The sequence below is a fragment of the uncultured Psychrobacter sp. genome (assembly GCF_947495825.1).
Taxonomy (GTDB): Bacteria; Pseudomonadota; Gammaproteobacteria; order Pseudomonadales; family Moraxellaceae; genus Psychrobacter.
In genome coordinates, this window is the sequence record NZ_CANMAH010000009.1 from 137406 (window position 1) to 163696 (window position 26291).

The 26291-nt window shown below is 45.4% G+C and carries 16 protein-coding genes and 2 pseudogenes; 12 read left to right on the forward strand and 6 right to left on the reverse strand.

Annotation, left to right across the window (positions count from 1 at the left end; translation table 11 throughout):
- Positions 1-2 precede the first annotated feature (2 nt).
- Together Q0895_RS10715 and Q0895_RS10720 are read left to right on the forward strand one after the other, a co-directional pair.
- A pseudogene (locus Q0895_RS10715) lies at positions 3-1649 on the forward strand (AMP-binding protein).
- Positions 1650-1799: 150 nt separating this feature from the next.
- Positions 1800-3140, forward strand: a pseudogene (locus tag Q0895_RS10720) (TIGR00366 family protein).
- Positions 3141-3286: 146 nt separating this feature from the next.
- On the opposite strand, the gene Q0895_RS10725 reads toward Q0895_RS10720, so the two are convergent.
- Positions 3287-4426 carry a M14-type cytosolic carboxypeptidase gene (locus Q0895_RS10725; RefSeq protein ID WP_299188748.1) on the reverse strand — a complete coding sequence of 380 codons (1140 nt, stop codon included), beginning with the start codon at positions 4424-4426 and terminating at the stop codon, positions 3287-3289.
- Positions 4427-4708: 282 nt separating this feature from the next.
- On the opposite strand from Q0895_RS10725, the gene Q0895_RS10730 reads away from it, so the two are divergent.
- Positions 4709-5188 carry a hemerythrin domain-containing protein gene (locus Q0895_RS10730; protein WP_299188750.1) on the forward strand — a complete coding sequence of 160 codons (480 nt, stop codon included), beginning with the start codon at positions 4709-4711 and terminating at the stop codon, positions 5186-5188.
- A 59-nt stretch (positions 5189-5247) separates the two neighbouring features.
- On the opposite strand, the gene cadR is transcribed toward Q0895_RS10730, so the two are convergent.
- Positions 5248-5664 (reverse strand): Cd(II)/Pb(II)-responsive transcriptional regulator, encoded by a 417-nt coding sequence (gene cadR, locus Q0895_RS10735; RefSeq protein WP_299188752.1) that lies wholly within the window; start codon positions 5662-5664, stop codon positions 5248-5250.
- Positions 5665-5831: 167 nt separating this feature from the next.
- Between cadR and Q0895_RS10740 the strand changes: the two genes are divergently transcribed.
- From Q0895_RS10740 to fhuB, 5 genes are all read left to right on the forward strand, one after another.
- Positions 5832-7997 carry a heavy metal translocating P-type ATPase gene (locus tag Q0895_RS10740; protein WP_299188753.1) on the forward strand — a complete coding sequence of 722 codons (2166 nt, stop codon included), beginning with the start codon at positions 5832-5834 and terminating at the stop codon, positions 7995-7997.
- A 172-nt stretch (positions 7998-8169) separates the two neighbouring features.
- Positions 8170-9336 carry a siderophore-interacting protein gene (locus tag Q0895_RS10745; protein WP_299188756.1) on the forward strand — a complete coding sequence of 389 codons (1167 nt, stop codon included), beginning with the start codon at positions 8170-8172 and terminating at the stop codon, positions 9334-9336.
- A 193-nt stretch (positions 9337-9529) separates the two neighbouring features.
- Complete coding sequence (locus Q0895_RS10750; RefSeq protein ID WP_299188759.1) at positions 9530-10294, forward strand: ABC transporter ATP-binding protein; 765 nt, start codon at positions 9530-9532, stop codon at positions 10292-10294.
- The gene (locus Q0895_RS10755; protein WP_299188764.1) at positions 10291-11280 is read left to right on the forward strand and encodes an ABC transporter substrate-binding protein; all 990 of its coding nucleotides are present in this window, start codon (positions 10291-10293) and stop codon (positions 11278-11280) included. The genes Q0895_RS10750 and Q0895_RS10755 overlap by 4 nt, the downstream gene beginning before the upstream one ends.
- The gene (gene fhuB, locus Q0895_RS10760) at positions 11277-13250 is read left to right on the forward strand and encodes a Fe(3+)-hydroxamate ABC transporter permease FhuB (RefSeq protein ID WP_299188766.1); all 1974 of its coding nucleotides are present in this window, start codon (positions 11277-11279) and stop codon (positions 13248-13250) included. Before Q0895_RS10755 ends, fhuB begins: the two co-directional genes overlap by 4 nt.
- A 301-nt stretch (positions 13251-13551) precedes the next feature.
- Here fhuB and Q0895_RS10765 read toward each other — a convergent pair whose 3' ends face one another.
- The 4 genes from Q0895_RS10765 to Q0895_RS10780 form a co-directional block, all read right to left on the reverse strand.
- The gene (locus Q0895_RS10765; RefSeq protein WP_299188769.1) at positions 13552-14445 is read right to left on the reverse strand and encodes an ABC transporter ATP-binding protein; all 894 of its coding nucleotides are present in this window, start codon (positions 14443-14445) and stop codon (positions 13552-13554) included.
- 15 nt (positions 14446-14460) lie between these two features.
- Positions 14461-15447 carry an iron ABC transporter permease gene (locus tag Q0895_RS10770; RefSeq protein WP_299188772.1) on the reverse strand — a complete coding sequence of 329 codons (987 nt, stop codon included), beginning with the start codon at positions 15445-15447 and terminating at the stop codon, positions 14461-14463.
- A gap of 69 nt (positions 15448-15516) precedes the next feature.
- Positions 15517-16374, reverse strand: a complete 858-nt coding sequence (locus Q0895_RS10775) for an ABC transporter substrate-binding protein (RefSeq protein ID WP_299188773.1) — start codon at positions 16372-16374, stop codon at positions 15517-15519.
- Between the two features lie 226 nt (positions 16375-16600).
- Positions 16601-17734, reverse strand: coding sequence for a ChuX/HutX family heme-like substrate-binding protein (locus tag Q0895_RS10780; RefSeq protein ID WP_299188775.1), 1134 nt, complete (start codon positions 17732-17734; stop codon positions 16601-16603).
- A gap of 432 nt (positions 17735-18166) precedes the next feature.
- Between Q0895_RS10780 and Q0895_RS10785 the strand changes: the two genes are divergently transcribed.
- The 4 genes from Q0895_RS10785 to Q0895_RS10800 all read left to right on the forward strand — a co-directional run bounded on the left by Q0895_RS10785 (position 18167) and on the right by Q0895_RS10800 (position 26218).
- Positions 18167-20344: a TonB-dependent receptor gene (locus tag Q0895_RS10785; RefSeq protein WP_299188777.1), complete on the forward strand. Its 2178-nt coding sequence runs from the start codon at positions 18167-18169 to the stop codon at positions 20342-20344.
- Between the two features lie 113 nt (positions 20345-20457).
- The gene (locus Q0895_RS10790; RefSeq protein WP_299188779.1) at positions 20458-21720 is read left to right on the forward strand and encodes an HmuY family protein; all 1263 of its coding nucleotides are present in this window, start codon (positions 20458-20460) and stop codon (positions 21718-21720) included.
- Positions 21721-21911: 191 nt separating this feature from the next.
- Positions 21912-23666, forward strand: a complete 1755-nt coding sequence (locus Q0895_RS10795; protein WP_299188781.1) for a multidrug ABC transporter permease/ATP-binding protein — start codon at positions 21912-21914, stop codon at positions 23664-23666.
- A 296-nt stretch (positions 23667-23962) separates the two neighbouring features.
- Positions 23963-26218: a TonB-dependent siderophore receptor gene (locus Q0895_RS10800; protein WP_299188785.1), complete on the forward strand. Its 2256-nt coding sequence runs from the start codon at positions 23963-23965 to the stop codon at positions 26216-26218.
- Positions 26219-26291: the final 73 nt, after the last annotated feature.

The following is a 26291-nucleotide window of genomic DNA, read 5'->3' on the forward strand; positions in this document are numbered from 1 at the left end:
AGATGATTAACGGAATGATGATGCACTGTAATTTAAATATTACTTCTATCATGCAACACGCTTTGGCGCTTTATGCTGAGCAGAAAATTGTCACTCTCAAATCAGATGGTATGACTACGCATGAGTACACCTATAAAGATGCCTTTGCTCGAGTTGCGCAGTTTGCCAATAGTTTAGACTGACTGCAAGTTAGTAAGGATGCTAAAGTCGGCACTATAGCTTGGAACACCTACCAGCACTTTGAGCTTCATTATGCCATTCCTTGTTCACAGCGTATCTATCACACTATCAATCCCAAATTACCACATGAGCAATTGCTACAAATTATCACCTCTGCCCAAGATGAAGTGATCATTGTTGAGCAAGATTGTTTGCACATTGTCGAGGCGCTCTATGAACACATCCAGCCCTTCGTCAAACATTTGATTGTACTTGGTGATCCAGATAAAACGTTAAAATCGCCTATTGAATTTATGTTCTATGAAGAACTTATTGCAGCAGAATCTACAGCTTATGACTGGCCTGATATTCCAGAACAAACGGCAAGTGGTCTTTGCTATACATCAGGTACGACAGGTGCGCCAAAGGGTGTATTGTATTCACATCGTAGTATGGTTTTACACGCCCTCACCTTAAGTATGGCGACGGTAGTAGGACTAGACGAAAACAGCTGCATTATGCCACTTGTGCCTTTGTATCACATCAGTGCTTGGGGCATACCTTTCAATGCGGTGCTGTGTGGGGCAAAAATCGTTTGGCCCAACTCATTTGCTGGCCAAATTGAAAAAGTTTATCACTTAATTCAAACCGAATCGGTAGATGTCTCTATGGCCGTGCCTACGATTTGGACAGCCCTCAAAAACCATCTTCAAGAAAATAACATCACTAAAACCACCTTAAAACGAGCGATCTCGGGCGGCTCTGCGGCCTCTTATTCTCTCATTAAAAGCTTAAGCCAGTATGGTATCGCGCTTGAAAACGCGTGGGGTATGACTGAAACCAGCTCTTTAGGTGCCTGTAATCGTATAAATGACCTCACAAACCTACCAAAAACCCAAGTGCTCAAATGTGGTAGACCCATCTTTGGTATGCAAATGCGGCTAAAAGGCAAAAACAATGAGCTTCTTCCTCATAACGGTATATCTGAAGGCACTTTAGAAATCAGAGGACATAATGTTGCAAGCAACTATAACAATAATAGTTATAGACAAGATAGCCACAGCCAAACGACTAATAATATAACCGATAACACAAAGGTTTGGTTTGATACAGGGGATATAGCAACGATTGATGCACATGGCTACCTGAACATTACTGACCGTGCAAAAGACATGATTAAGACTGGTGGCGAATGGGTCAGTAGTGTCGAAATTGAAAATGCCATATTGGGTCATGAGAAAGTGGTCGAAGCTGCAGTCATTGCTGCAAATCACCCAAAATGGGGAGAAAGACCTCTACTAATTTTGGTAGCGAAACCTACCATGCATATCGAACATATAGAAATAGAAACATATTTAGCTCACAAGCTACATAAGTGGTCGATCCCCTCTGCAACTATTTTAATCAATGAGATGCCGTATACAGGCACAGGAAAAATCAGCAAAAAAACTTTAAGAGAAGAATACTGCGATTATTTTATGGAAAACTAATAAAACCCTATATCAAAAGGAGTTTGATATAAACGTAAGACCCCGATCAAAGAGAGGTTGAATAGAACACTCGGCTTATCACTTAGATAAGTTTCGCTCTTTATAACTCAAAGTATCAAAGTCGCTATCAATACTACAAGGATGTTTGCTATGTTAGCTGTGATAACCAATGCTAGTGTAAAACTGGTCAATCGTTACCTGCCATCGTCGTTCGTTTTTTCAATTATTCTCACCATTATCGCGTTTGCAGCCGGTCTTATTTTAACGGGTCAAGATGTGTTGTCTATGGCAGGTCATTGGGGCAATGGCTTGTGGTCATTGCATGGTTTTGCTATGCAGATGGCGCTGATTTTGATAACCGGCTATGCGCTCGCCAATGCCCCCTTTATTCAGCGTTTTTTGGACGCGATGGCGGACAAAGTACATTCGCCAAAAGCCGCCATTATCATCGTCACGCTAGTCGCTATGGCAGGCGCTTTGATTAACTGGGGTTTTGGTTTGGTCATTAGCGCGGTCTTTGCCAGATCGCTTGCCAAAAAAGTAACAAGCGTTGATTATCCCCTATTAGTTGCCGCAGCTTATTCTGGATTTTTGGTTTGGCATTCAGGGCTATCAGGCTCGATCCCATTAGCACTCAGTAGCGGTGGCGATACGCTAGAACAACTCTCAGGAAGCGTACTAACAGAAGCCATTCCTCTGTCGCAAACCATATTTGCGCCTTATAATTTAGCTATCTTAGTCACTTTGATTGTCGTTATACCTGTACTTAATAGCTTTATGCATCCCAAGAACCCAACGCTGGTCGATCCCAGTATGCTTAAAAGTAAGGTTTTCCAAGCACCCGAACATGATACACCAGCGAAAAAACTGGATGACAGTCGTCTTGTTGCCCTTGTCTTACTAGCACTTGCATTTATGTATTATGTAAATGAATTTACGAATAATGGCTTTAGCTTAGGGTTTAATATCGTCATTGGTCTATTTTTGTTTATAGGCCTGCTGGCACATGGCACCCTTGAGCGTTACTACTTGGCCATAAACTCAGGCATCAGTAGTATCACTGGCATTGTACTCCTATATCCCTTCTACGGTGGCATTATGGGCATCATGACTGGGGCAAATCTCAATGGGATCTCTATTAGTACCGAGGTTACTGAGTTTTTTATTAATAATGCTTCAGCAGAAAGTTTTCCTGTGTTTGCATTTTTAAGCGCTGGTATTGTCAATGTTTTTGTGCCCTCAGGTGGTGGACAATTCGCTGTTCAAGGACCTGTTATGATACCGGCTGGGACAGCGCTTGGAGTTAGCCCTAGCGTGACGGCTATGGCAATTGCGTGGGGTGATGCTTGGACGAATATGATACAGCCGTTTTGAGCGCTGCCATTATTAGGGATTGCAGGACTTGACGCTCGAGCCATCATGGGATACTGCTTAATTGTATTGGCGGTATCAGGTTTAATCATCATGGGCGGGCTTTTATTCTTGGTCTAAAAAAGACTCTAGTTAGCTTACGCTTAAAATGAGCACTAAAACTCATGCTATAAAAAATCACTTATAAAAAGACACCACATTAAATGCGGTGTCTTTTTTATTTGGTTGTTCGCTAAAAATTTGCTGAGAAGACCAAGTCATAACAATTAGCGCAAATCATCTACCACTGCCAACATCGCCGTTAACGACGCTTCTCCCAGTTTAATAGAACGTTCTGGTGACCAGCCTGTGTCTGCATCAGGTAGATTGTCGTTGTCTTTAAACGGCATCTCTAAAGTATTGGCAAGACAATCAAAGCGCTCAGCCACCCAATTAGTGGCTACCGTCATATTCGCGGTGCCTGGCGCATCAATATCATAGCCATATTCGGACTGAAAGTCGGCACTGGCTAACTTTAACACGTCTGAAAATCTATCACGCAGACGTGCTAGGCGTTCATTATAACTTGGTGTCCCTTGAGAGCCGGCAAGAAACACATAAGGCAACGCTTCATCGCCGTGTACATCATAAAATAAGTCAACGCCTGTTGCCTCCATTTTGTTAATGACATGAAAGACCTCGGGGCTTTTCTCCAAACTTGGATTTAACCATTCACGGTTTAAGTTGGTCCCTACTGCGTTAGTACGCAGATGTCCGCGCACGCTGCCGTCTGGGTTCATATTGGGTACAATGTAGAAGTTTGCTTTGTCTAATAACATCTTAGCAGTAGCATTATCCTCATCTAACAGGCTATATAGTAGCCCCTCAACCAACCACTCCGCCATTGTCTCACCAGGATGCTGACGCGCAGTAATCCATATATTGCGTTTATTCCCATCACTGCTGCTATCTTCATTGCCAATTTTAACCAACGTTAAGTCGCGCTTATCAAGCGTTTCACCTAAATGCTCTAGTGTCACTGATGGATGCGTCTGTACAGCGGCCAATAAATCTTGATGACGCTCATAGCTATAAGGAGCAAAATACGCAATTTGAATGGTGTTACATTCCAAATCTGCCACTATGGTTAACTTGCCGTCTTTATAAGTGGTAGGCAGACGGAACCAATACTCCCGATCGTAGGAAGCCACCGCTTGATAATTCTCCCACCCTGCAACGTATGATGCCTCTCCTGCGTTGACAATATTAAGAACATATTGCTCACCAATCTCACCTGACAAGCGAAAATTAAACCACTGAAAAAACTCGCCACCAACGTCTGGTCGGATAGCCAATTGGATATCGTTTTTATCGTCTAAATTAATAACATCAATATTACCTGCGTCAAAATTTGCAGTGATATGCATAACCTCTCCTTAATGAGATTTTAAGAATTTGAAAATTAATTCTAAATATAGAAGTGCTTTATTAGGCTAAAATACAGTAAAGCCTTTTAAACTATATATTTTATAGCCTAAAAATTTTAACCACTAATTTTATCTAAGTGATAACTGTATATTGATTAATACTCGAAGTCACATGACGATAGTAAAATAGCCTATAAACTGTTATATTATGAGAATGATTATCATTATTTATACAGTAGATCGTCCATTAAGTTTACAGATTTCATAAAGCGGAGATTACTGATGAAACGTGCCCATCAATTACAGCCATTATCACGCCAGCATCATCTTGGTTTACATATAGGACGTCACGCTAAAGAGTGCACCGATAACCCGCAAGAGATTACTACACATTGGCAAGCGCTGTCCTCTTATATTGATGATATGCAAAACCATTTTAGTATCGAGGACAATTTAATCACAAAAGCCTTGCTACCTTATCAAGCTACCCAACCTGAGGTTGGATCCGTACTCGATACAATGAGAGAACAGCATAGACTGTTGAACAATACGAAGATGGAAATTCAAGCTGCTCAAGCTTGTGAGAATACTATAGTCACTGTTAAACAAGTTAAACAACTTGGTAACTTATTATATGATCATATACGTTTTGAAGAACGTGAGCTCTTTCCTATTGTCGAAAAATATTTAACGCAGCATGAGCTTGACGCTATCTATGCAGCCAGCCCAGATAATATCAAGCACTTAGACGAAAAGCGCTAATTTAGAAAAATATAAGACGTTTTACAATTCCACCTTCATAGAGCGTTTTTAATAAATGGCTAATAGGAGAGATGACAAGAATTATCAGCCAACGCATGGAGTATCCCGCATGATTCAGCTGGTGCTTCTTTGGCGCATTTTTGGCGCAAATCTAATAGATGCTGCTTTAATTGCACCAACTCTTTCATACGTGTTTCTACCGCATCGATATGCTCGTCTAATAGTATATTTACCTCTCCGCAGTTTTTATCTGGCGTATCCCAATACTGCAGCAAAACTCGCACTTCCTCCAAAGTCATATCGAGCGTACGGCAATGTAGGATAAATTGCAGACGTTCAATATGATCCTCACGATACAAACGATAATTCCCTTGACTGCGCGTAGGCTCCGGTAACAATTTTTCTTTTTCGTAATAGCGAATGGTTTCTACCGTCGCCCCTGTACGTTTGGCAAGCTCGCCAATTTTGATAGGCATTTTTCTCTCCTTAAATAGCTAAAGTCATCAATAGTGATTCTAAAATTTAGACCATAAAGTAACTATAAGGTTCAGTAAGTGAAAAATCAAACAAACTGGTTAATCAAAGCCTTGACCCTAAAGCCACTATAGGGTTCATAATACCTTTAATAAGAGGATAAAATATTATGCAATATCATATTGAAGGTATGGACTGTGCCAGTTGCGTTGGCAAGATTGAAACAGCGTTGACACGTATGCCTGGTGTCTCTGATGTTCAGCTAAACTTTGCCACCCAAAAGCTCGCGCTAACCTTAGCGCCTAATGCGGCAACTAAAAACAAAGATATCGAAAAAACCATCAAGCGTCTTGGGTTTGGTGTGTCAGAGTTAACCGACCAACAAAATGAGGCAGGCAACAATGAGCTTCAAACAACAGTAAACGATCAGCGCTGGTGGCAAACGTTAAAGGGCAAACAGGTCATTGGTGTTGGTCTGTTGATGAGCGCAGCCTACGTCTTATCATTGGTTTTTCCTGCCTATGGCACATGGGCTTTTATTGCCGCTGTCGTTATTGGCGTCATACCATTTGCCCGCAAAGCGTTTGCATTAACGCTAACAGGCTCGCCTTTTTCAATTGAAATGCTGATGTCCGTCGCGGCCATTGGCGCCCTTATCATCGGTGAAGCTGAAGAAGCAGCTGCAGTGGTCTTTTTGTTCTCTGTTGGTGAGCTGTTAGAGAGCGTAGCGGCCGATCACGCCCGCGCTGGTATTAGAGCGTTATCGGCGCTTGTCCCAAAGACTGCCATTTTATTAGACGCACAAGGTCAACAACGTCAGGTGCCAGCAGCTTCACTACAAGTAAATGATAAAGTTCTGGTGCGTCCTGGAGATAGAGTCTCTGCCGATGGCGTCATTACTCAAGGGACGTCAAGTCTTGATGAATCGCCTGTGACTGGTGAGTCCGTTCCTGTTGCTAAGACCATAAACGATGATGTCTTTGCTGGCTCGATTAACGTCGATGGCGTACTACACATACGCGTGGAGAAAACAGCGGCTGATAATACGATTGCACGTATCATCGAGCTTGTAGAGCAGGCGCAAGCATCTAAAGCCCCGACCGCACGCTTTATTGAGACCTTTAGCCGCTACTATACGCCTATCGTAATGGCACTTGCTGCGCTGGTTATTGTCATTCCGCCGCTATTTATGGGCGCAGAATGGATGACATGGCTATATCGTGGTCTAGCACTATTACTCATTGCCTGCCCTTGCGCGTTGGTACTCTCGACACCAGCCGCTATCGCCTCAGGTTTGGCGGTCGGTGCGCGCCACGGACTGCTTATCAAAGGCGGTAATGTCATGGAATTGATTGGTCAAGTCAGTACCGTCGCTTTTGATAAAACAGGTACGCTAACCGAAGGTAAGCCACGGGTAACCGATATTATCGGCTTTACCTCAGCGCATACGGACGCTAAAGGTCAAGACAAGTTATTGGCACTGTTTGCAAGCGTAGATTCGACTTCTAGTCACCCACTTGCTAAAGCTATTGTAGATCATGCCAAAGACGCTCAGGTAGCTATCCTTGATGCCACTGATGCTACTGCTACTGCGGGTAAAGCCGTACATGCTACGGTCACTGGGCGCTCTTTGAGCATTGGCTCACCAGTCTACATAGCAGAGAAAACCACCTTACCGATGACGCAGCAAACGCAAATCGAGACGCTACAAAATGAAGGAAAAACGGTTTCGATCTTGTTTGATGAGCAAAACGGTGAGGCGCTTGGATTGATCGCTCTGCGTGATGAGCTGCGAGAAGATGCGAAGCAAGCTGTAGCAATGCTGAACACAATGAACGTGAGCTCTGTCATGCTCACAGGTGACAATAGCCGTACAGCAAAAGCGCTTGCCAGTCAGTTAGATATAGAGTGGAAGGCTGAGCTGTTACCTGAAGACAAGCTACGTCTGCTAAGCGAGATGAAAGATAACAACCAAATAGCGATGATTGGTGACGGCATTAATGATGCACCAGCGCTAGCAACAGCAGATGTCGGTATTGCTATGGGTAGTGGTACAGATGTGGCTATCGAAACGGCTGATATTGCACTGTTGAAAAGCCGCGTGATGGACGTTGCCAATCTTATTGCGCTATCGCGTGCCACGATGACCAATATTCATCAAAATGTGATGTTTGCGCTGGGACTAAAAGGCATATTTTTGATTACTACTGTGTTTGGGATTACAGGACTTTGGATTGCGGTACTAGCTGACGCTGGCGCAACGGTATTGGTCACGCTAAATGCTTTGCGTTTACTGCGTTTTAAAGCTGCCTCTCCCCTCAAGCAAAACAAATAATAAATTTTTGGATATTAATTATTTTTATAGGAAAAATACCGATGATGCTGCGAGACTAGTTCACTGATGGTGATAAATAAATTGACATGCATATAGATTGAAGCAATAATGTATTTGATAATAATAATCATTAACATGTATATTATTTAATTTTTGGCATGGATTACCTTTTATGGCTCGACCACTTGTTCAGAACAATACCAGTAAGACACCACTAGCTTTTGTTGATAAAAATCAGTTCATCAACCATATTAATGAAGAACATCAAGATGAGCTTGCTATGCTTATTAATGCATTTACTACCACGACAGTGAGTGAGTATGATATTGCATCGATAAAAGAGTTATATACGGATGGGATATTATTAGAATTAGACACAACGAGTCGTTATCCGAATAATACGAATGCGACTCAACTCAAAACCACTGATAATGACAGTAGCTTTGCAAACACCACTACCTTCAATAATCAGTATTTTATCGATTTTACAGCGCCTATCAGTGAGTCAATGACGCTACAAGAACAATATATAATACTATTGCAAACATCTGCCAATAAGCTTGGTAAGCGCACAATTAAGCTTCAAGAGCAGTATTTTACACTCATCAACGGTTACTACGTCAGCCCCAATATGTATCGGTTAGTAGTAGCTGCACCCGATAATACGCCACTCACTCATCCTGGCTACGCTTATTTATTTGAGTTAGATTACAATGACTTATCTGACCTAAAAAACAAGTCAACAGATAGCGATAAGCCTTCCCAGCGCTATTATACGCTGCGAAAGGCTTGGCAAGACTTGAGAAACTCATCTATGCAAGCTTGGATAGATGTCTACATTCATGGCGATACGGTAGGAGGTAATTGGGCCCGTTCTCTTAATTGCGGCATGCAAATTAAAACGGTACGTGAATATCCAGAGAAAATAGAACATCTCACAGATGGCCAGTGCTTGCTCATCTGTGATGAGACCTCTTTGCCTACGGTAGCCAATTTATTAGAGAACTGGAAAAATCCATCGCCTCCCCTTGTCATTGCCGTTACTAACGATCCAGAAGATATTGGTTATTTACACAACCTAAATCTTAGTAATCAACTACGCAAAGATGCGCATTTTCTGCAAGATAATTTGTGTCACCTTATTAATACACCGACGGCCAATCTCGCTGAAAAAATAGTTACTGTATTAGATAAGCAATTAGAGAAATCCTCTTTCAAGATTGACAAAGTTTGGGGCGCACTTGAAGCGGCAGATATTAAGTTATTACGTCAGCAACTAAAGTCAAAACTTGGCTTATCGCGTCAGGATATGGTGATAAAAGTCTATTGGCGCGCGTAGTAACCACTATTATCTCGCACACAGCAGACCCTCGATATTATCTGTGTTACCGATGAATTTATTCATGAAACTCTAATAACGTGAGACTAAGAAAACGCTTCTAATATGCATACATTTTAAATAAAAATGAAAATCATTTGCATTAACGGACTGTTTTTATTTAGAATGCATCATTTACTTTATATTGTTCACTATGATGTACATCAACAATCTAAGCTTAATACGTCAGAAAAAAGTCTTACTTCATCCTACTTCTTTTAGTATCGAGCCAAATAAGCTGTATGCACTCATCGGTCATAATGGCTCAGGTAAGTCCAGCCTTATAAAAGCAATGGCAGGAGAGATGTTACCTACTCAAGGTAGTATCCAGATAGAGAATCAAGACCTGCGTGACTTCTCTGCTAAAAGACTGGCAACGCATCTTGCTTATCTGCCCCAGAACCTGCCTGACGCAGGTGCATTTACTGTCTACGAGTTGGTTATGTTGGGCAGATACCCTCATCAAAAATGGTTACAAAAGCCTACTACCGAAGATTATGCACAGGTAGAAAACGCCATAACACTGACTAAAACTGAAGCCTTTAGAAACCGTCAAGTTTCAACATTGTCTGGTGGTGAACGCGCGCGCGTATGGTTGGCCATGTGTCTTGCTCAGCAAACAAAATATCTATTGTTGGATGAACCGTTAGCTGCGCTAGATGTTGTCTATCAAGTAGAAGTCTTAAAATTGATTCGCCAATTGGTTGATCAACAAGGACTAGGTGTTGTTATTATCTTGCACGACTTGAATCTGGCGGCAAGGTTTTGTGATGAATTTATTGCTTTAAAGCAAGGCCAGCTTTGCCATATGAATGATGTCAAAAACACCATGGAAAAAGAGGTATTACACAAGATATTTGGTGTGAATTTCGCTTTATTAGACCATCCTATCACCAGTCGTAAAGTAGCGGTTATATGAGTTATGTTAGGTTTCGAGATAGCAGCAGACAACGTCTTATTACTTCTTTGACCTGGTGCATTGTCGTTTTTTACTCGCTTCTCTTATTAAGTGCATGCCGTTCATCTGATGACACGCCTGTCCCATCAACCATACTAAACGAACAAACAGCACCCAAAGTGATGACCCCTAATTGGGGCATAGCTGCCACCTTAACGGCAATGGGTTACCCGCCTATAGCTATGGGGGAAAAATATATCTATGGCCAATGGGTGGGCAAACCTATCATGCCTGCTGCTACCTACGATGTGGGTATGCGCTATCAGCCTAATCCGGAGATGTTTTCTCAGTTAGGTTTGGATGTGGTGATAGACAGTCCGTTCTATGAGCATCTACGCCCTATGTATGGTGACTTACCTGTATATTCCGTTTCACTAGATAGTACTCAAAAAGTGGCTCACTGGAATGACTATGCTAGACCTACTCTAAATTTAGGGAAGTATATTGGTCAACCTGACGCCGCCCAAGAATATTTAGATAATCAGAAGCATCAGCTAAAAAAGGCCGGGCAAGATTTTCGCGCTCGCCATCCCAAGATTAAAAAGCTTGCCGTCGTACAGTTTGCCGATACCAACAACTTGCGGATGTATTCGTATAACAGTCTATTTGAGCCAGCTTTGTCTGAAATGGGGTTGGAGCTCATAGCGTTAGACGATGGCAATCAATGGGGATTTACCCCAATCATGCTAGGAGATTTGTCTGAGCTAAATGACGATACTTGCTTGGTGGTAGTTGAGCCTTTAAGCAATCCACTCAAACTTGCGTTAAAAGACAGCTTGGTTTGGCAGCGTCTTGGTTATTCCTTTGATAAACATAATAATCCTATCGGTGAAGAACGTTGCCTCACCTTGCTACCTGCTACTTGGATTAATGGCGGTATCGCGTCAATGTCCGTCCTAGCCGAACGCTTAAAAAATGCCAATTTTGTAGGCAATAATGACTTATGAATATTAAAAACAATTTTTTGGCACTTTCCCCTATCTACCTTATTCTCACTCTGTTAGTTATTATTGCTATTGGTAGTAGTTACTCAGTTGTATATCAGCTATGGAATTTGGCTTTTATTGAGTTATTTTCTCCATCGTTTGATTTATCCTTTAAAGATATGGACGCTCAACTAAAAATATTACCAACCATGCTAGTTGCAACGGCTGCTGGTGGTTTATTAGGTTTAGTGAGTGTACTGTTACAGCAACTGGTCAAAAACACACTTGCTTCAGACACGACATTGGCCGTAGGTAGTGGCGCAAATATAGCCTTATTGCTCGTTACTTTATTCTTGCCTAATTTGAGTCTAGGCGGTAGCTTTTGGATCGCTTTTATTGGAGCACTTAGCAGCATGGGGCTTGTATTTATGCTCGCTGCTCCTAGCCTCATGAACCCTCTAGTATTGGTACTAGGCGGTTTAGTTACCAATATTTTATTGGGTGCTATCGCCGCACTATTACTTATCTATTATTCTGAAGAAGCATTAAGCATCATGGTTTGGGCAGGTGGCAGTCTAACTCAAAATAACTGGCAAGTTGCTAACACTTTTATGTTTGCCAGTTTAGCCGCTTTTGTTACCTTAATACCCATATTAAAACCCTTAGAAATAATGAGCTTGGATGATAGACAAGCGCAGAGCTTGGGCGTACCGGTCAACATTATTCGTGGGTTAGTAGTAGCGTTGGTTGCGATATTGACCGCCCTTGTGGTCAGTCGTGTCGGTATCATCAGCTTTGTTGGTTTGGGTGCTGCCACCTTAGTAAATGTATTTTCTGTCAAACGCATTGGCTCTCGGCTATTATTGGGCTATGTGTTTGGGGCGCTTTTATTATGGATCACCAGTAACGCCATTACGTTACTACAAGCTTATCTTAGCTTAGCAATACCTGTCGATACCATGACAGCTATATTAGGAGCACCATTAATTATATGGCTAATAGTTAGACAGCGTCATCAGCACACTGATGAGGTCATACCCTCGATTGTTTCAGTACGCCGTCATGTTCATTTAGTGCGCTGGAGTGTAGGATTAATCTTGTTGACAGTAGGCACACTGATATTCACTGCTACGGCTAAGGGTTGGCAATTGAATGCAGTATGGGATTTAATCGCTAATTTTAGATTACCTCGCACTCTAAGCGCTGCGGCAACTGGAGTGATGTTAGCCGTGGCAGGAGTATTACTACAGACACTAACTCGTAACCCGATGGCCAGTCCTGAAGTGCTGGGGATTAGTTCGGGTTCAGCGATTGGTGTGCTATTGGCTTTTGTCTTCTTGCCACAGTTTGGTTATAGCGGCCTGGTATTATCAGGATTACTAGGAGCTTTTATCGTACTAAGTTTAATTCTTTGGCTGGCGCGTCGCATCAATCCTGCTTATCTTTTATTGGTTGGAGTGTCCATAGCGGCATTGATGAGTGGTTTGCTGAGTCTGGTCAAAATATCTGGCGATCAACGGCTGCAAGCAATGCTCAGTTGGCTATCAGGTTCGACTTATATTGCCAGTCCAGAGACTGCATGGATTTTAGTAGGACTCGCTTCTGTGCTTTTTTTATTAAGTCTGATGCTGATAAAACCCTTACAAATATTAAGCTTAGGTAGCGGAGTGGCGCGCGAGCTTGGAGTGTCTTTACGTGTATATCAAAGCTTGGTCTTAATTTTAGTCGCAGCGCTTAGCACCGTATCAACCTTGGCAGTAGGTCCACTGAGCTTTTTGGGGCTAATGATTCCTCACCTTGCGACCACATTAGGTGCCGTACAACTTAAGCGGCAATTGCAACTGGCAGCTATCTTAGGAGCAGGATTAATGGTGATGGCGGATTGGATTGGACGTTATCTTATATTTCCCTATGAGATACCAGCAGGCACTATTGCTGCCATCATTGGCGGCGCTTATTTTTTATACTTAATGCGGCGTATTAAAGCTTAAGCTGTATAGAGGGATGGCAGAGGCTAGCCAGTTGGATATCGTTTTTATTTTGTATATTGATAATATCGATGTTACCTGCATCGAAATTTGCCGTGATGTGCCTAATTTGTCCTTTATAAGTTTTATGATATTTATCGCTTACTGCTGAACGGCAAGCGTTTTTGACATAAGGTTAAGAAACACCATCGACCTATTTTAGCAAAAAAAACGCCTTAAAACCCTGCTTTGACCTGCAGGGTTTTAAGGCGTCCATCATCAGTTGATGATTATCGGTCTTTATTGACCATGACTATCTGCCAAATCATACAAACACCACACCATCTTCGGTCTGATGTGCCTTGATATCGACATCATAGGCAGCGCTGAGTCGCTGACGGGTCATCACCTCGGTAGGCGAACCTTGGGCAATAACTCGCCCACCATTTAGTAGTACCACCTCATCGGTATAACGATGGGCATGGGTCAAATCATGCAGCACCACCAAGATACTTTTGCGCTGCTCATGTACCAAACGATGTAAATAATGCAATAAAAAACGCTGATGGCGAATGTCAAGATGGTTGGTCGGCTCATCAAACATCATGATTTTGGTGTCTTGCATCAGTGCCCGCACGATAGCTAAGCGCTGCTTTTCCCCGCCTGACAAGGTTTGCACACGGGCATCGGTTAGATTTGACAGCTCAAAATCTTGCAGCAAGGTTTGCGCGCGTTCGACATGGTGGCGATTTGGCCGCTGATACCAAGCAAGGTTTGGCGAGACGCCCAATAGCGCATAATCAAGCACCGTAAGCGGCAGCTCAAAACGCTCATGTTGTCCAACCCAAGCGACATGACCATCACGCATCATCTCATCGATAGGCTGGCCTTGAGCCGTGATATACCCCTGTGTTTTTAACGCCACCCCAGTATGCTGACCCAATACTGTATGCAATAATGTGCTTTTACCTGCACCATTGGGCCCGATAAAGGCGACGAGCTTTTGGCTTGGTACGGTGAGCTTGTCTATTTTTAGCAGCACTTTGTCACCATGCGAGATATGAATATCTTGCATCGACAATAGCTCGCTTGCTTTCTCATGACTTGTATTATTATTTTGACTTGGTCGCTCTGTTTGCCCTGTTTTCATTGACCGTACTGGCCGCACGGGTTTTGCTGCCGCAGCGCTGCGTCCACTTTGAAAAAATGAATCAAGCATAGTTACTCCTATCAATTAACGGCGGCTACTACGCACAAACAGCCAAATAAAGAAAGGGCCACCGAGTAGCGCTAAAACGATGCCAACAGGCACATCCACCGGATAAGCGACATGCCGCGCTGTGCCATCAATGAGCAGTAATAGTATCGCCCCAAGCCAGCCCGACCAAATCATCAGCCGCATACGCCCGCCGCCAAACAAAATAGCCAGCAGGTTGGGCACCATCATGCCAATAAAGCCGATGACGCCGGCTAAGGACACCGCCGCCCCTGTCAATAATGCCGAGGCAATCACCACCAAACAGCGCACCCCTCCCACTTTGATACCCAAGGATTTTGCCGCAGCCTCCCCTAACATTAACCCATCTAACTGCCGACCTAAGGGTAATAAGATAGCCAGCCCCAAGATCATAGAAACGATCGCATAGCGCAGCGGCACAAACCCCGCCTCCGCCATACTGCCCGACAGCCAATTGGTCGCCGAGCGCAGCACCATATCATCAGACATAAATAAAATCAGACTGACCACGGCCGCACAAAACGCACTGATCACAAACCCCAATATCAGCAGACCCATCTGCCCGCCGCCCAAAAACCGATGACAAGCGAGAATAAACAAACACACCAATACGCTTCCGCTAAATGCGGCAAGCGGTATGCCAACGCCGCCAAACCCCAACGCCAATACCAGCACCACCCCGAGCGCTGCCCCGCTTGATGTACCGATTAGGCTAGGATCGGCTAATGGGTTTTCAAACAACGCTTGCAGCGCCGCCCCGCTGACAGACAACGCCATACCGACCAGCAAGGCTGTCGCCACGCGCGGATAGCGCAGCTGCCAAATGGTGTCATCCAGATGATTGGGACTGGACCAGTCGCCAAAACCAATACCAAGGGCCAGCCAAATCAGTAGCAGTGATATGGCCGCCGCCACCAGATAATAGAGGCTGTGCTTGTATTTGCTTGATAATACAGGGGTCGGTATTGTTAGTGTGTTTGCCATGGAAAGTATCGTTTTATGTGGATAGGGATTCAGTGAGTATATTTGCTTGATTTAGATTATCTACTTAGGCTATTTTGCAAGCGCATTTAGCTTTTTTAGCACCTCAGGCGACTTTAAACCATAACGCAAAAAATCATCGGCTGGCCAAAAATGGACGCCGCCATTTTTACCTGCTGTACTGGCAGCAACTTCAGGACGCTTACTAAATTTACTAACACCGCCAACGACCGCCTCATTATGCTCAGCAATGATAATCACATCAGGTTTGGCGGCCAGCCAGCCTTCTCGCGATAAGGGTTTTAACCCCGATACGTTGGCGGCATTTATCCCGCCCGCACGGCGAATCAGCTCATCGCCTACCGTGCCCTTACCAGCGACAATACGGCCATCGTAACTTAGCAGATAGCGCTTACCGGTTTTTGCCATAGGACTCATCCCCACCTGCCAACGCTTGGCTAGCTGCGACCCGGCAGATTTTTTATCGACATAACTGCCGATGGACTTGATACTGCTGGCAAAGGTGCTGACTTCTTCTTTGGGTGCGACATTGACGGCCTTAACCTTAAGTCCATTTAGGCGTTGATAGATACTCGCCGGCTGTACCATATAACTGCCGAGTGCCAAGTCAGGCTTGACCGCCAACACAGACTCGGCGGTGATATTACGGTGCATGCCCACAGCGGGTACGCTCTTTAGCGCCGGATTTTTATTGGTTGCATCTTTACCCACCAGTTTATCGGTCGCTCCTAGCGCGACGACCACATCGGCGACATCGGGACTCATGGCGACGATACCCTCATAAGCTTGAGCAGAAAGTGTTGGCACGGCCAATGCACCAATGATGGCAGCCGTACTGACAGCACCACGGGTACGTTTTTTATTAATAACTGAGTGCGTGAGTGTTGTTTTTGATAAGGCAGAAGACATACGTATTCCTAATTTACTAACGTAAAAAATGACCCTATAAGCAATTCAAAATAAAATGGTTATAAGTTTAAGCACGCTACTGGTATAAATTTTACTTGCGTGCTGTTATCACAGAGGCGGCGCAAAATTCATCCCAGTAGCGCGATGTCATTTTTAGAGTGAATCGACTATATTTATAAGTCATTAATGTTGAATAATTATCCAAAATTGATTTTTTATAACTGGTCTATGCACTTTCTGCTTCAGCCATGACTGCTGGCGCTAACGCTTCTGCGTAGGCATGTTCGTCGACAACATTAGCAACTATTTGCTGCCACTCAGCCAGCTCAGGCGTGCCTTCGAGTCGTTGACCAAACACGCTAAAGACACTCGAACCCTTATTGTCAAAGCCCTCAATACAGGTAACGATACCGTCTTTGGTTGGACGCTTGACGCACCACACTTGCGCCAAAGCTTTATCTTTGAGATGCAGGGTAAAGTCATTATGGTCTTTGTCTAAAATATTAAACCAATCCCCCATGCGCTTAAGCGTCTGCACCGTACCCGTCTGAATTTGCACAAGTCCGCTATTGCCGACAAATATCATAATCGAGCATTTGGCATCACGGGCCTGCGTAAATACCGCCTCGACAGCGCTAACCTCAAGCTGCTGCGTCATCTGCTCTGGCGCTTGACGGTAGCTGCTGGCACGGTCGATATTGAGATTTTTTAATAGTGAGTGAAACTGATGCACATCTGTCATTGCCTGCCAGCCTTGTTGGAGCTGCGTGCGTGCGCCTTCATCCAGCGCCTTGTAGCGCCAGTCACTTAGCGGCGCTTGCACCTCTAACGTCAGCGTCTCTGTATTTACCGTCTGCTGCTGCGCCGCAATCAGCGCCTGCCAGCTGGCGATATTCTCATCGCTGAAATCGCGCAGATAGACTTTATCAATCGCCGCTCCCTGACCGTTATAAAACTGAATGCTATAAGACGGTTTGCCTGTGCGACTGGTATCGGTGACCGCCAGCATATGCTGCCACTGCCACATAAAAAACCGTAAATCCAAACCACCAACATTGAGCGCTATTCCCATCTTTTCGCCGAGTTTTAAATTGTGATACGGCGCGGTTTTTTCATGTACGGCCAGATCGTTTCTGACGATGCTCTCAACACTGCCAAAGCGTGCAAACTGCTGTAATACCGTTTTGCACTGATCTCCGATGTACTGACTGTAAGGCGATGCGAGCATCAGCTCAAACTCGCTGACCCCCAATGCCGCTGCCCCTTCTGTCGGAAACAGCATCGGCGTGTTTACTTTTAGTGCTTGGTACTGTTGCCACAGCTCGGTATTTTTTGTGGTTAAAGATAACGGTTGACTCATGAGGGTCTCCATAAAATAAGTCATAAAAAGCCAATCAGCTCGCTATATACGCAAAGAGATGTACAGCAAAGAGATAAATGACTGAATAATAGACACGCCGCCCTTGGCCCAATCTATCTGACCAAATCAAGCAAAATGACAGCGCTCCATGTTTGCGCTTATCGTTTTTGTCAGGCGCTATTGAACGAAAATAATTATGGCAATATTTTTTTAGTTTGTAAATATAAATAATTATCATTTACATATTGATAATTATTATCATTTAAAATATGATATCTGGACTTTGTTACTCGCGTTGAGGTTTTAAGTAACAAAACCTTGAAGGATTAAATCACTGCTAGCTGCTTACTTTGTTGTCTTGATAAATAATTTTAATAAAGCAGAGCGTCAAACCCCTCTGTTTTTGCTTTTTTTATAAAGGTTGTCTTACTTATGTCGATGTCCCCACTTCGCTCTTATTTACCAGATACCCGCTTCTCTGCTCGTTTACCACAGTGGCGACAGCGTGCTTTGGTTACTAGCATCGCTTTGGCGTTGTCTGCGTTGGCCCCTGCCAGCGTCCAAGCAGCAGATTTTTTAGACAACGGCCCTGAGCTTACCGATGATACTGCCCTACCAAGCGTCCGTCTCGACCCTATCGTGGTGACCGCCACACGCTCTGAGCGTGCCTTAAGCGATGCGCCCGTCGCCATGCAAGTACTTAGCCGCCAAACGCTCGATGACAACCATGCCCATACCTTAAAAGAAGCTCTGGCGCTGCTGCCCAATGTTTACTTGCGCGAAGTCCATGGCAAAACAGGCTATGAAGTCAGTATGCAAGGCTTCACCGGCGATCAGGTATTGGTGCTCATCGATGGCTTACCGATTACCGCCAGTACCGGCTCGACGGTGAACTTAAATCAATACATGAATATGGATATCGAGCAAATAGAAGTGGTACAAGGAGCGGCGTCAGCGCAGTTTGGCAGTGCGGCCATGGGCGGGGTGATTAATATCATCACCAAACCTATCGGCGCAGCGACAGGACATATCACCACCGAGATCGCCAGTAATGGTGAGCAAAACCCTTCAGGTAAAGAAATAGACGCCAACAAACGCTATGTCGAAGCCAGCGTAGAAGGCGCTTTAGATAAAGACCAACGCTTTCACGCGCGCCTATCAGGCTCATATCTAGACAATGATGGCTTGAGCTTGGATCATAAAGCGTGGCCCAGACTAAAAGACGCCAGCGAGCAGTCACAAATCAGCGCGCGCCTAAGCTACCGCCCTGATGGCAAAGGCATGTCAAACGACAGCAATAGTAGCGACGATAGCCGCGTGGTCAAAAATGCTCAATATTGGCTAGAGGCCAGTCACTATAAAGAAGATGACATCAGCCGCTTTAATTACTATGTGGCACCGCGCTATTTGGCGCAGCAGCGAGATGAGCACATCAGCAAGCAGCGCTTTAGTGTCGGTGCGCGTGCTGATATCACGCCGCATGCAGACGATCGTAGCAAGACCTATCGGCTGTCCGCTCAAGCCCTGCATGAGGACTATCAAAGTGAGTCTAATACCAAAACCCAGCAGACCATCACTAGCGCCCGTGACACCGACATCAGTACCACGCTAGCGCAGGCGCAGCTCGACCTACCTGAGTGGGTGCTATCCGGCGATCACATTCATCTTATTCAGGTCGGCGGGCAGCTTCAGCAAGACAAGCTGAGCCAAACGAAAAACCAAGTCAACGAGCTGATCAGTGATGAGGTCAGCCGTGATGTCGGTGAGCTGTATATACAAGACGACTGGCTAATCGGTGATAACTGGGAGGTACTGAGCGGTATTCGCTACCAAAACGATGAAGACTTTGGTAGCCATACGGCACCAACAGTATCGCTCAAATATAATCTCATGGACGCCAGCGGCCGCGACCATATCTTGCGTGGCAGTATTGGCGGCGGCTACCGTGTGCCCAATCTCAAAGAGCGCTACTACGTCTTTGATCATAGCAATTTGGGCTATAAAGTGATGGGCAACCCAAACTTGCAGCCGGAGACCTCAACCAGTTACCAAATCGGCTATCAAGGTCAGCTGAGCGATACACTCAATCTCACCGTCAATGGTTTTTATAATGACGTTGACGACCTTATCCAAACCGACGAGGACAATTCGACCTTTGATGGCAATATTGCTGTCTATCAGTTTATGAACGTCGATAGCGCCAAAACCTATGGCGGCGATATCGGTATCGACTGGCAAGTGGATGAGCGCACCAAACTACAAGCCAGCTATGCGTATCTCAAGACCCACAACAATGTCACCGATACCGAGCTGACCTATAAGCCCAATCACAAAGCTATGCTGGCACTTGACTATCAAATCAATGACAAGCTACAGCTGATCCCGCGCCTCAACTACGAGTCCAAACAGCTCGTCAGCACCAGCGCACAGACGTACTCGCCGTCTTGGTGGACGCTCGATAGCAAGCTCAATTATGACATGACGGCAAACCTGAGCCTATACGCGGCGATTAATAATATCTTCGATGTACAGCGTGATGTCACCGATGCCAGCGACTATCGTCCGATCGACAATCGTGAATGGCTACTGGGTGCCAGCTATCACTGGTAAGCCCTTGCCCGCACTTATCTTAAAGCAACGCTTGTAAAGCAATTGTTTAAAAAACTCTGTCTATAGCGCTGTTTTTATCTTTAGCCAAAACAATAACCATCAAGGAGCCTGACATGACCAAACCCACCCTAGCAATGAGCACCAAGCCGACCAAATTGGCACTACTTTTTAGCAGCAGCCTATTAGCCCTTAGCATGACCGGCTGCGGTGGCGGCAGTGATGGCTCGAGTAGTGGCAATAACGGAAATAGCGATAATGCTGGCAGCACACCGCCTGCCAGCAGTGCCAGCTTTAACGAAACCGCCACATGGCAAGTCACCAACCTAGCACCTGATAGTGCCACTTGTTATGACTTTGATGCCAAAGCTGAAAGCTCATGTGACGGCGATACGTGGGATATTAAGTTTGAAAACCAAGCACGCTCAGTCAAGCTTTGGTCCAATAGTGGCGACTCTGGCGCAGGTTTGGGCGGGGTTTTTGGCTTGATCGACTGGTCTGATCTGAGCCGTTATACCAATGCCACCCTTGACCCTGATACAGGCCGTGACATCAGCCTGCACTATAATGAAGACCGCAGCGGCGGGGTGTTTACTGCCAAGCCTTGGTTTGAGTACAACTTACAAGGCAATCATCAGCTATATCCCAACAACCGTGTCTATATGGTCACCACAGACAGTAGTAGCGACATGACAGACAGCAGCGTCCAGCAGCCGATCTATGCCCTACAGATTACCAACTACTATAATGATGCTGGAAAATCTGGCTACCCAACCATTCGCTGGATTGATACGGCGCTACCAAACCAGGTACAGACCCAAACCATCAACGCCACCAACAATGATGACTGGGTATATGTTGACCTAAAAACAGGCCAAAGCAGCACGGACAAAGACAGCACTTGGCAGATCGGCTTTAAGCGTAATGATGTGATTTTAAATGGTGGGGATTCGGCCAGTGGTAAGATTGGCGGTTATCTTGCCGCCACACCAGCAGGATATTATGATGCAAAAGACGAGCCTATTGTCAGTCAATTTATCACCGATGGTAGTGCAGCGACCTTAGCCGACCTTACCAGCACAGCAGACTACGACAAGCCGCTAAGCGCTAGAAGCTGGGTGATTGACAGTAAAGGCTCAGATCTCAACCCTGCGTATACTGGCAGTTTTCCGAATTTGGATTTTGGCTGGTATACCTACAATGGCATGACCCATCAGCTAAATGCCAAACCACTTGATAGTGCTCAAGGCGCGCTCATTAGATCCGCCGAAGGTAACAGCTATGCGCGTGTGCGTTTGGATAAGATCAATTATCCTGATAGCACGGCGACGACGGCGACCTCATGGGAGTTTAAATTAGACATTCAGCCGGCTTCTTAGGCTGTGTTTTTTCACCCAGTCGCAGAGCAAGGAATCGACATAAAAAGCTATTTTTTATAGCTTCTACTTGTCATAGCTTCTATTTATATAGCCTGTATTTGTTTTTTATCAGCGTTCAGCCTTATAAGCATCTATAGGGCGAACGCCAAGCTTCTTTAAAACCCTCAAAAACGTATATTTACTGAGTCTTTATGTCCCCTCGCGCTGCCGCTTCTTTGTATCATATGGTATGGGCGCACTATCGCCTGCCGTTTTTAAAAGTTGTTTTATTAAACCTGTTCAATGCCGCCGTCAGCGTCGGTATCATCGCGTATATCAATCACACCTTTATCAGCCAGTCTGTCTTTAGTGCTTTATCATGGCAGAGCTTGGGGCAGTTTTCGCTATTGGTGCTGCTATTGCTAACGACCACGTTTTTAGCACAATATGCCCTCACGCGCTTGGGTCATCGATTTGTCTATGAACTACGGACAAAACTGGTCAAACAAATCATCGACACCGCCGTGCCGCAGATAGATAATCTAGGGAGCGCGCGCTTACTTGCCAGCCTATCCTCTGACATTCAGTCTATCACCACCGCGTTTGTGCGCATGCCAGAGCTGGTACAAGGCGTGATTTTATCGGTAGGTGTCGGGCTGTATCTGAGCTGGCTGTCGCTGCCATTGTTATTGATTGTCATGTGCTGGATTGTGATGACGATTTGGATCAGTACTATTTTGGTCAAGCACGTCTATACGCATCTGACAGAGCTACGCGAGATCAATGATTATTTATACCAAGATTATCAGTCCATCATAGAAGGGCGTAAAGAGCTGGCGCTCAACCAACACCGCGCCCAAAGGCTGTATAACGACGACTTTTTGCGGCACGCCAAAGCCTATGAACAGACCGTGACCAAGTCTGATACCTTTCATTTATCGGCAGTGAACTGGTCCAATATCATGATGTTTGCCGCGATTGGTATCGTCTTTGCCGTCGCAAGCTCTCTGGGCGTCTCCATGGCTGTGGCCACGACGTTTTCTTTGACAATTTTATTTATGCAGTCCCCGCTCCTACATGCTGTCGGCGCTTACCCCACGCTACAAACTGCCCAAGTGGCTTTAGAAAAAATACAGGCGTTGGCACTTGCTGATTATCAGCCGGATTTTCAGACAGACAGCGCGGCGACAAACTGGCAAACCATCTGTTTTCAGGATATCTGTTATCGCTATCCACACAACATCGATAGCCAAAATGTGACAGCTGTCGACAGCGAGCATGCCGATGATATCTTACAGTCTGTTACGTTAACTTTGCAACGCGGCGATGTGGTGTTTTTGATAGGGGCAAATGGTAGCGGCAAGTCTACGCTGGCCAAGATCATCACGGGGATTTTTGCCCCAACGACGGGCACCGTAACAGTCGATGGAAAGCTCATTCATTCTCAAAACAGCGATTCACAAAGTAGCGACTTACAAACTAACAACTTACAAAGTAGCGCCGATTATCGCCAGCTGTTTTCAGCGATTTTTAGCGATCAGCACCTGTTTACGCAGCTCATCGGCCCTAAAGGACAAGCGCCTGATCGAGTACTGACGGATACATGGCTGCATCAGCTCAACCTGCAAGACAAAGTGAGCATCACTGACGACACCCTCTCTACCGATAAGCTGTCACAAGGCCAACGAAAACGACTGGCCATGCTCATCACTGTCGCCGAACAAAAAGACATTCTCCTCCTCGATGAATGGGCCGCAGACCAAGACCCTGCCTTTCGCCGTGTGTTTTATCAAACACTGATACCTAAGCTCAAAGCCATGGGCAAAACCTTGTTTATCATTAGTCACGACGACAGCTATTTTGAGCATGCCGATCGATTGCTACTGATGAAAGCTGGTCGACTGATAGAGCTAAACGCTGAAGAACGGCAGCGCGCCAGCATTGACGCCATTGCGATGCTCAAATAAATGACGCGCGCTTGGCACGATACGCACTACTTGCAGTGGTCGATACTTCTATAGTCAACCCGATATAAAAACGATATGGCGAGATGAAGTGTCGTTTTACGCAGCATCGAGCAGCGCAGGTACAGCACGTAAGAAAACCAACGCTTTAGCGAGCAATTTAGATTTGACTATACGAAGTCCTTGAATGCAACTTATTAATGATAACAATTATCATTAATGTTATTATTCTCATTGTTGTAAGTATTGTTACAACTTTGTACCCAAAAGCCAACCATTTCAGCTCAAAAGGACATCAGATGCGGTCTCATTTACCCCCTCTATCTATCCGAACCATCCGAAAAAAACACCTGACATTGGCCGTACAGATCGGCCTATTAATGGGTATCAGTCATATCGCAGCTGCGCAATCGGTTGCGGCCAAGACAATCGACAACTCAGGCAGTGCTGAGTCATCTAAAAGCGCGGAAGTCATCAGCGCAAGCGAAACGATCACTGCTTCGACCTCGACCGCCCCATCAACCACGTTAGAGGCCATTACTGTCTATGCCGATGGCTATCGCAGCACCGGTACCAAGACCGCCTTAGACCCTGAAGATGCGCCCATGAGCTATACCCGCATCGATCAGGAGTTGTTACAAAAGCGCCAAGCAGATAGTGTCAACGCTGCTTTGCGTTATGAGCCAGGCGTAAGCTCGGAGAGCCGCGGCACAGTCTCTATCTTTGATGAGTATAATATCCGCGGTTTTAAGACCTACTCAAACTTTTATGACGGCCTCAGACTGCCCTATGATGGCGCGTGGAATCTCATGCCGCAGGTAGATATTTATGCCACCGAAGCGGTAGAGGTGGTCAAAGGTCCCGCCTCTTCGCTCTACGGTTATGCCGCACCAGGTGGTATGGTCAACCAGATCGCCAAAACCCCAAAGAGCACGCAAGAAACCGAAGTGCAGCTGCGACTTGGCAATCAAAACTTAAAAGAGATAGCGGTCGATACGACAGGGTCAGTCAGCGATGCGCTCAACTATCGCTTGGTGGCATTAAAACGGCAAAAAGACGGTCAAATGCAGACCACCGAAGAAGAGCGATTACTAATTAATCCATCGCTTGAGTGGCAGGCGACTGACGACGTCTCTGTGCTTGCCAATCTGTTTTATCAAGATGATCCAGAGATGGTGCCATCCACCCCACTACCCGCTGTCGGTACAGTCTACAACGCCAGCTATGGCAAATTAGACAGCGACGCCTATGCAGGGGATCAATGGAATCATTTTAGTAAAGAAGTACTGATGCCAAGCATTACGGTAAACTGGGATATCAATGACAATCTCACCTTTAAGCACATCTTACGCTACACCGATGCCGAAGCCGAGCAGCGCAATATGTATAATAGTGGCGGGTTTGTCGATGGTAGCGATAAGATCTTAAACCGCGTGGCGTATACCACTGATGAGCGCATGAAAAACTGGACCACAGACAACCAGCTGGCTTATCAATTCGACACGGCCAACACCTCGCACAATGTGTTGTTCGGTATTGAGTATCAAGAAACCGACAGTAGCGCGACTTACTATGATGCGGGCGCAGCGGGTACGCCAAACCTTGACTTATCAAACCCCAATTTTTCCCAGATCGATACCGATACCCTGCCGCTAGATGCCTATCGTCAAGACGAAGACATCGAGCAAAGCCAGCTTGGGCTCTATGTACAAGATGAGATGCAGTGGCAAGATTTGACCGTGGTCGCAGGCTTGCGTCACGATAAGTTTGAGAGTATCACTGAGCAAACCAAAGCCGCACAAGGCGCGGTGTACGATGCACAAACGATCGATAATGACGCCTCAAAAACCAGTGGTCGTCTGGCGGCCATTTATGATTTGGATAATGGTTTATCGCCTTATGCCAGCTATTCGCAGTCGTTTCAGCCTGTCGTTGGTAGCAACTTTATTACCAATGAAGCGTTTAAACCCACCACCGCCGACCAGCTAGAAGCGGGTATCAAATATCTGTCCTCAGATCGCGCGACCAAAGGCACGCTCGCTGTCTTTGATATCACGCAAAAAAACGTCGTGGTCGCAGACGAAATCAACTATAGAAGCCAAACTCAGACCGGTGAGATTGAGTCAAAAGGCTTTGAGATATCAGGCAGTCATATGCTCAATGACTGGGTGGATGTTGCGGCAAGCTATAGCTATACCGACGCTGAGATTACAAAAGATGAATTTAACCCTGATGTGGTCGGCAATACCCCAGCGCAGACAGCTAAGCACAAAGCCACGCTGTGGGCCGACTACTACGCCACAGATAAGCTTACACTGAATGCAGGCGTACGCTACGAAGACGGCATGCAGCTTGATAAACAAAACTCGGATGAGCTACCAAGCGTGACCTTGGTCGATATCGGTGGCAATTATCAAATCAGTCCGATGCTGGCTGTCGGCGCAAGCATCAATAACTTGTTTGATAAAACCTATGTCGGTGCCTGTTACGATATCAATAACTGCTGGATGGGGCCTGAGCGTCAAATGTCTGTCAGTTTGCAGGCGACATTTTAAGGGGCTGTAGTAGATAAGGATTAAATATCACACCATTTTCTCAAGGTTTTCAGCTGATTAGATGGTGAGCCAT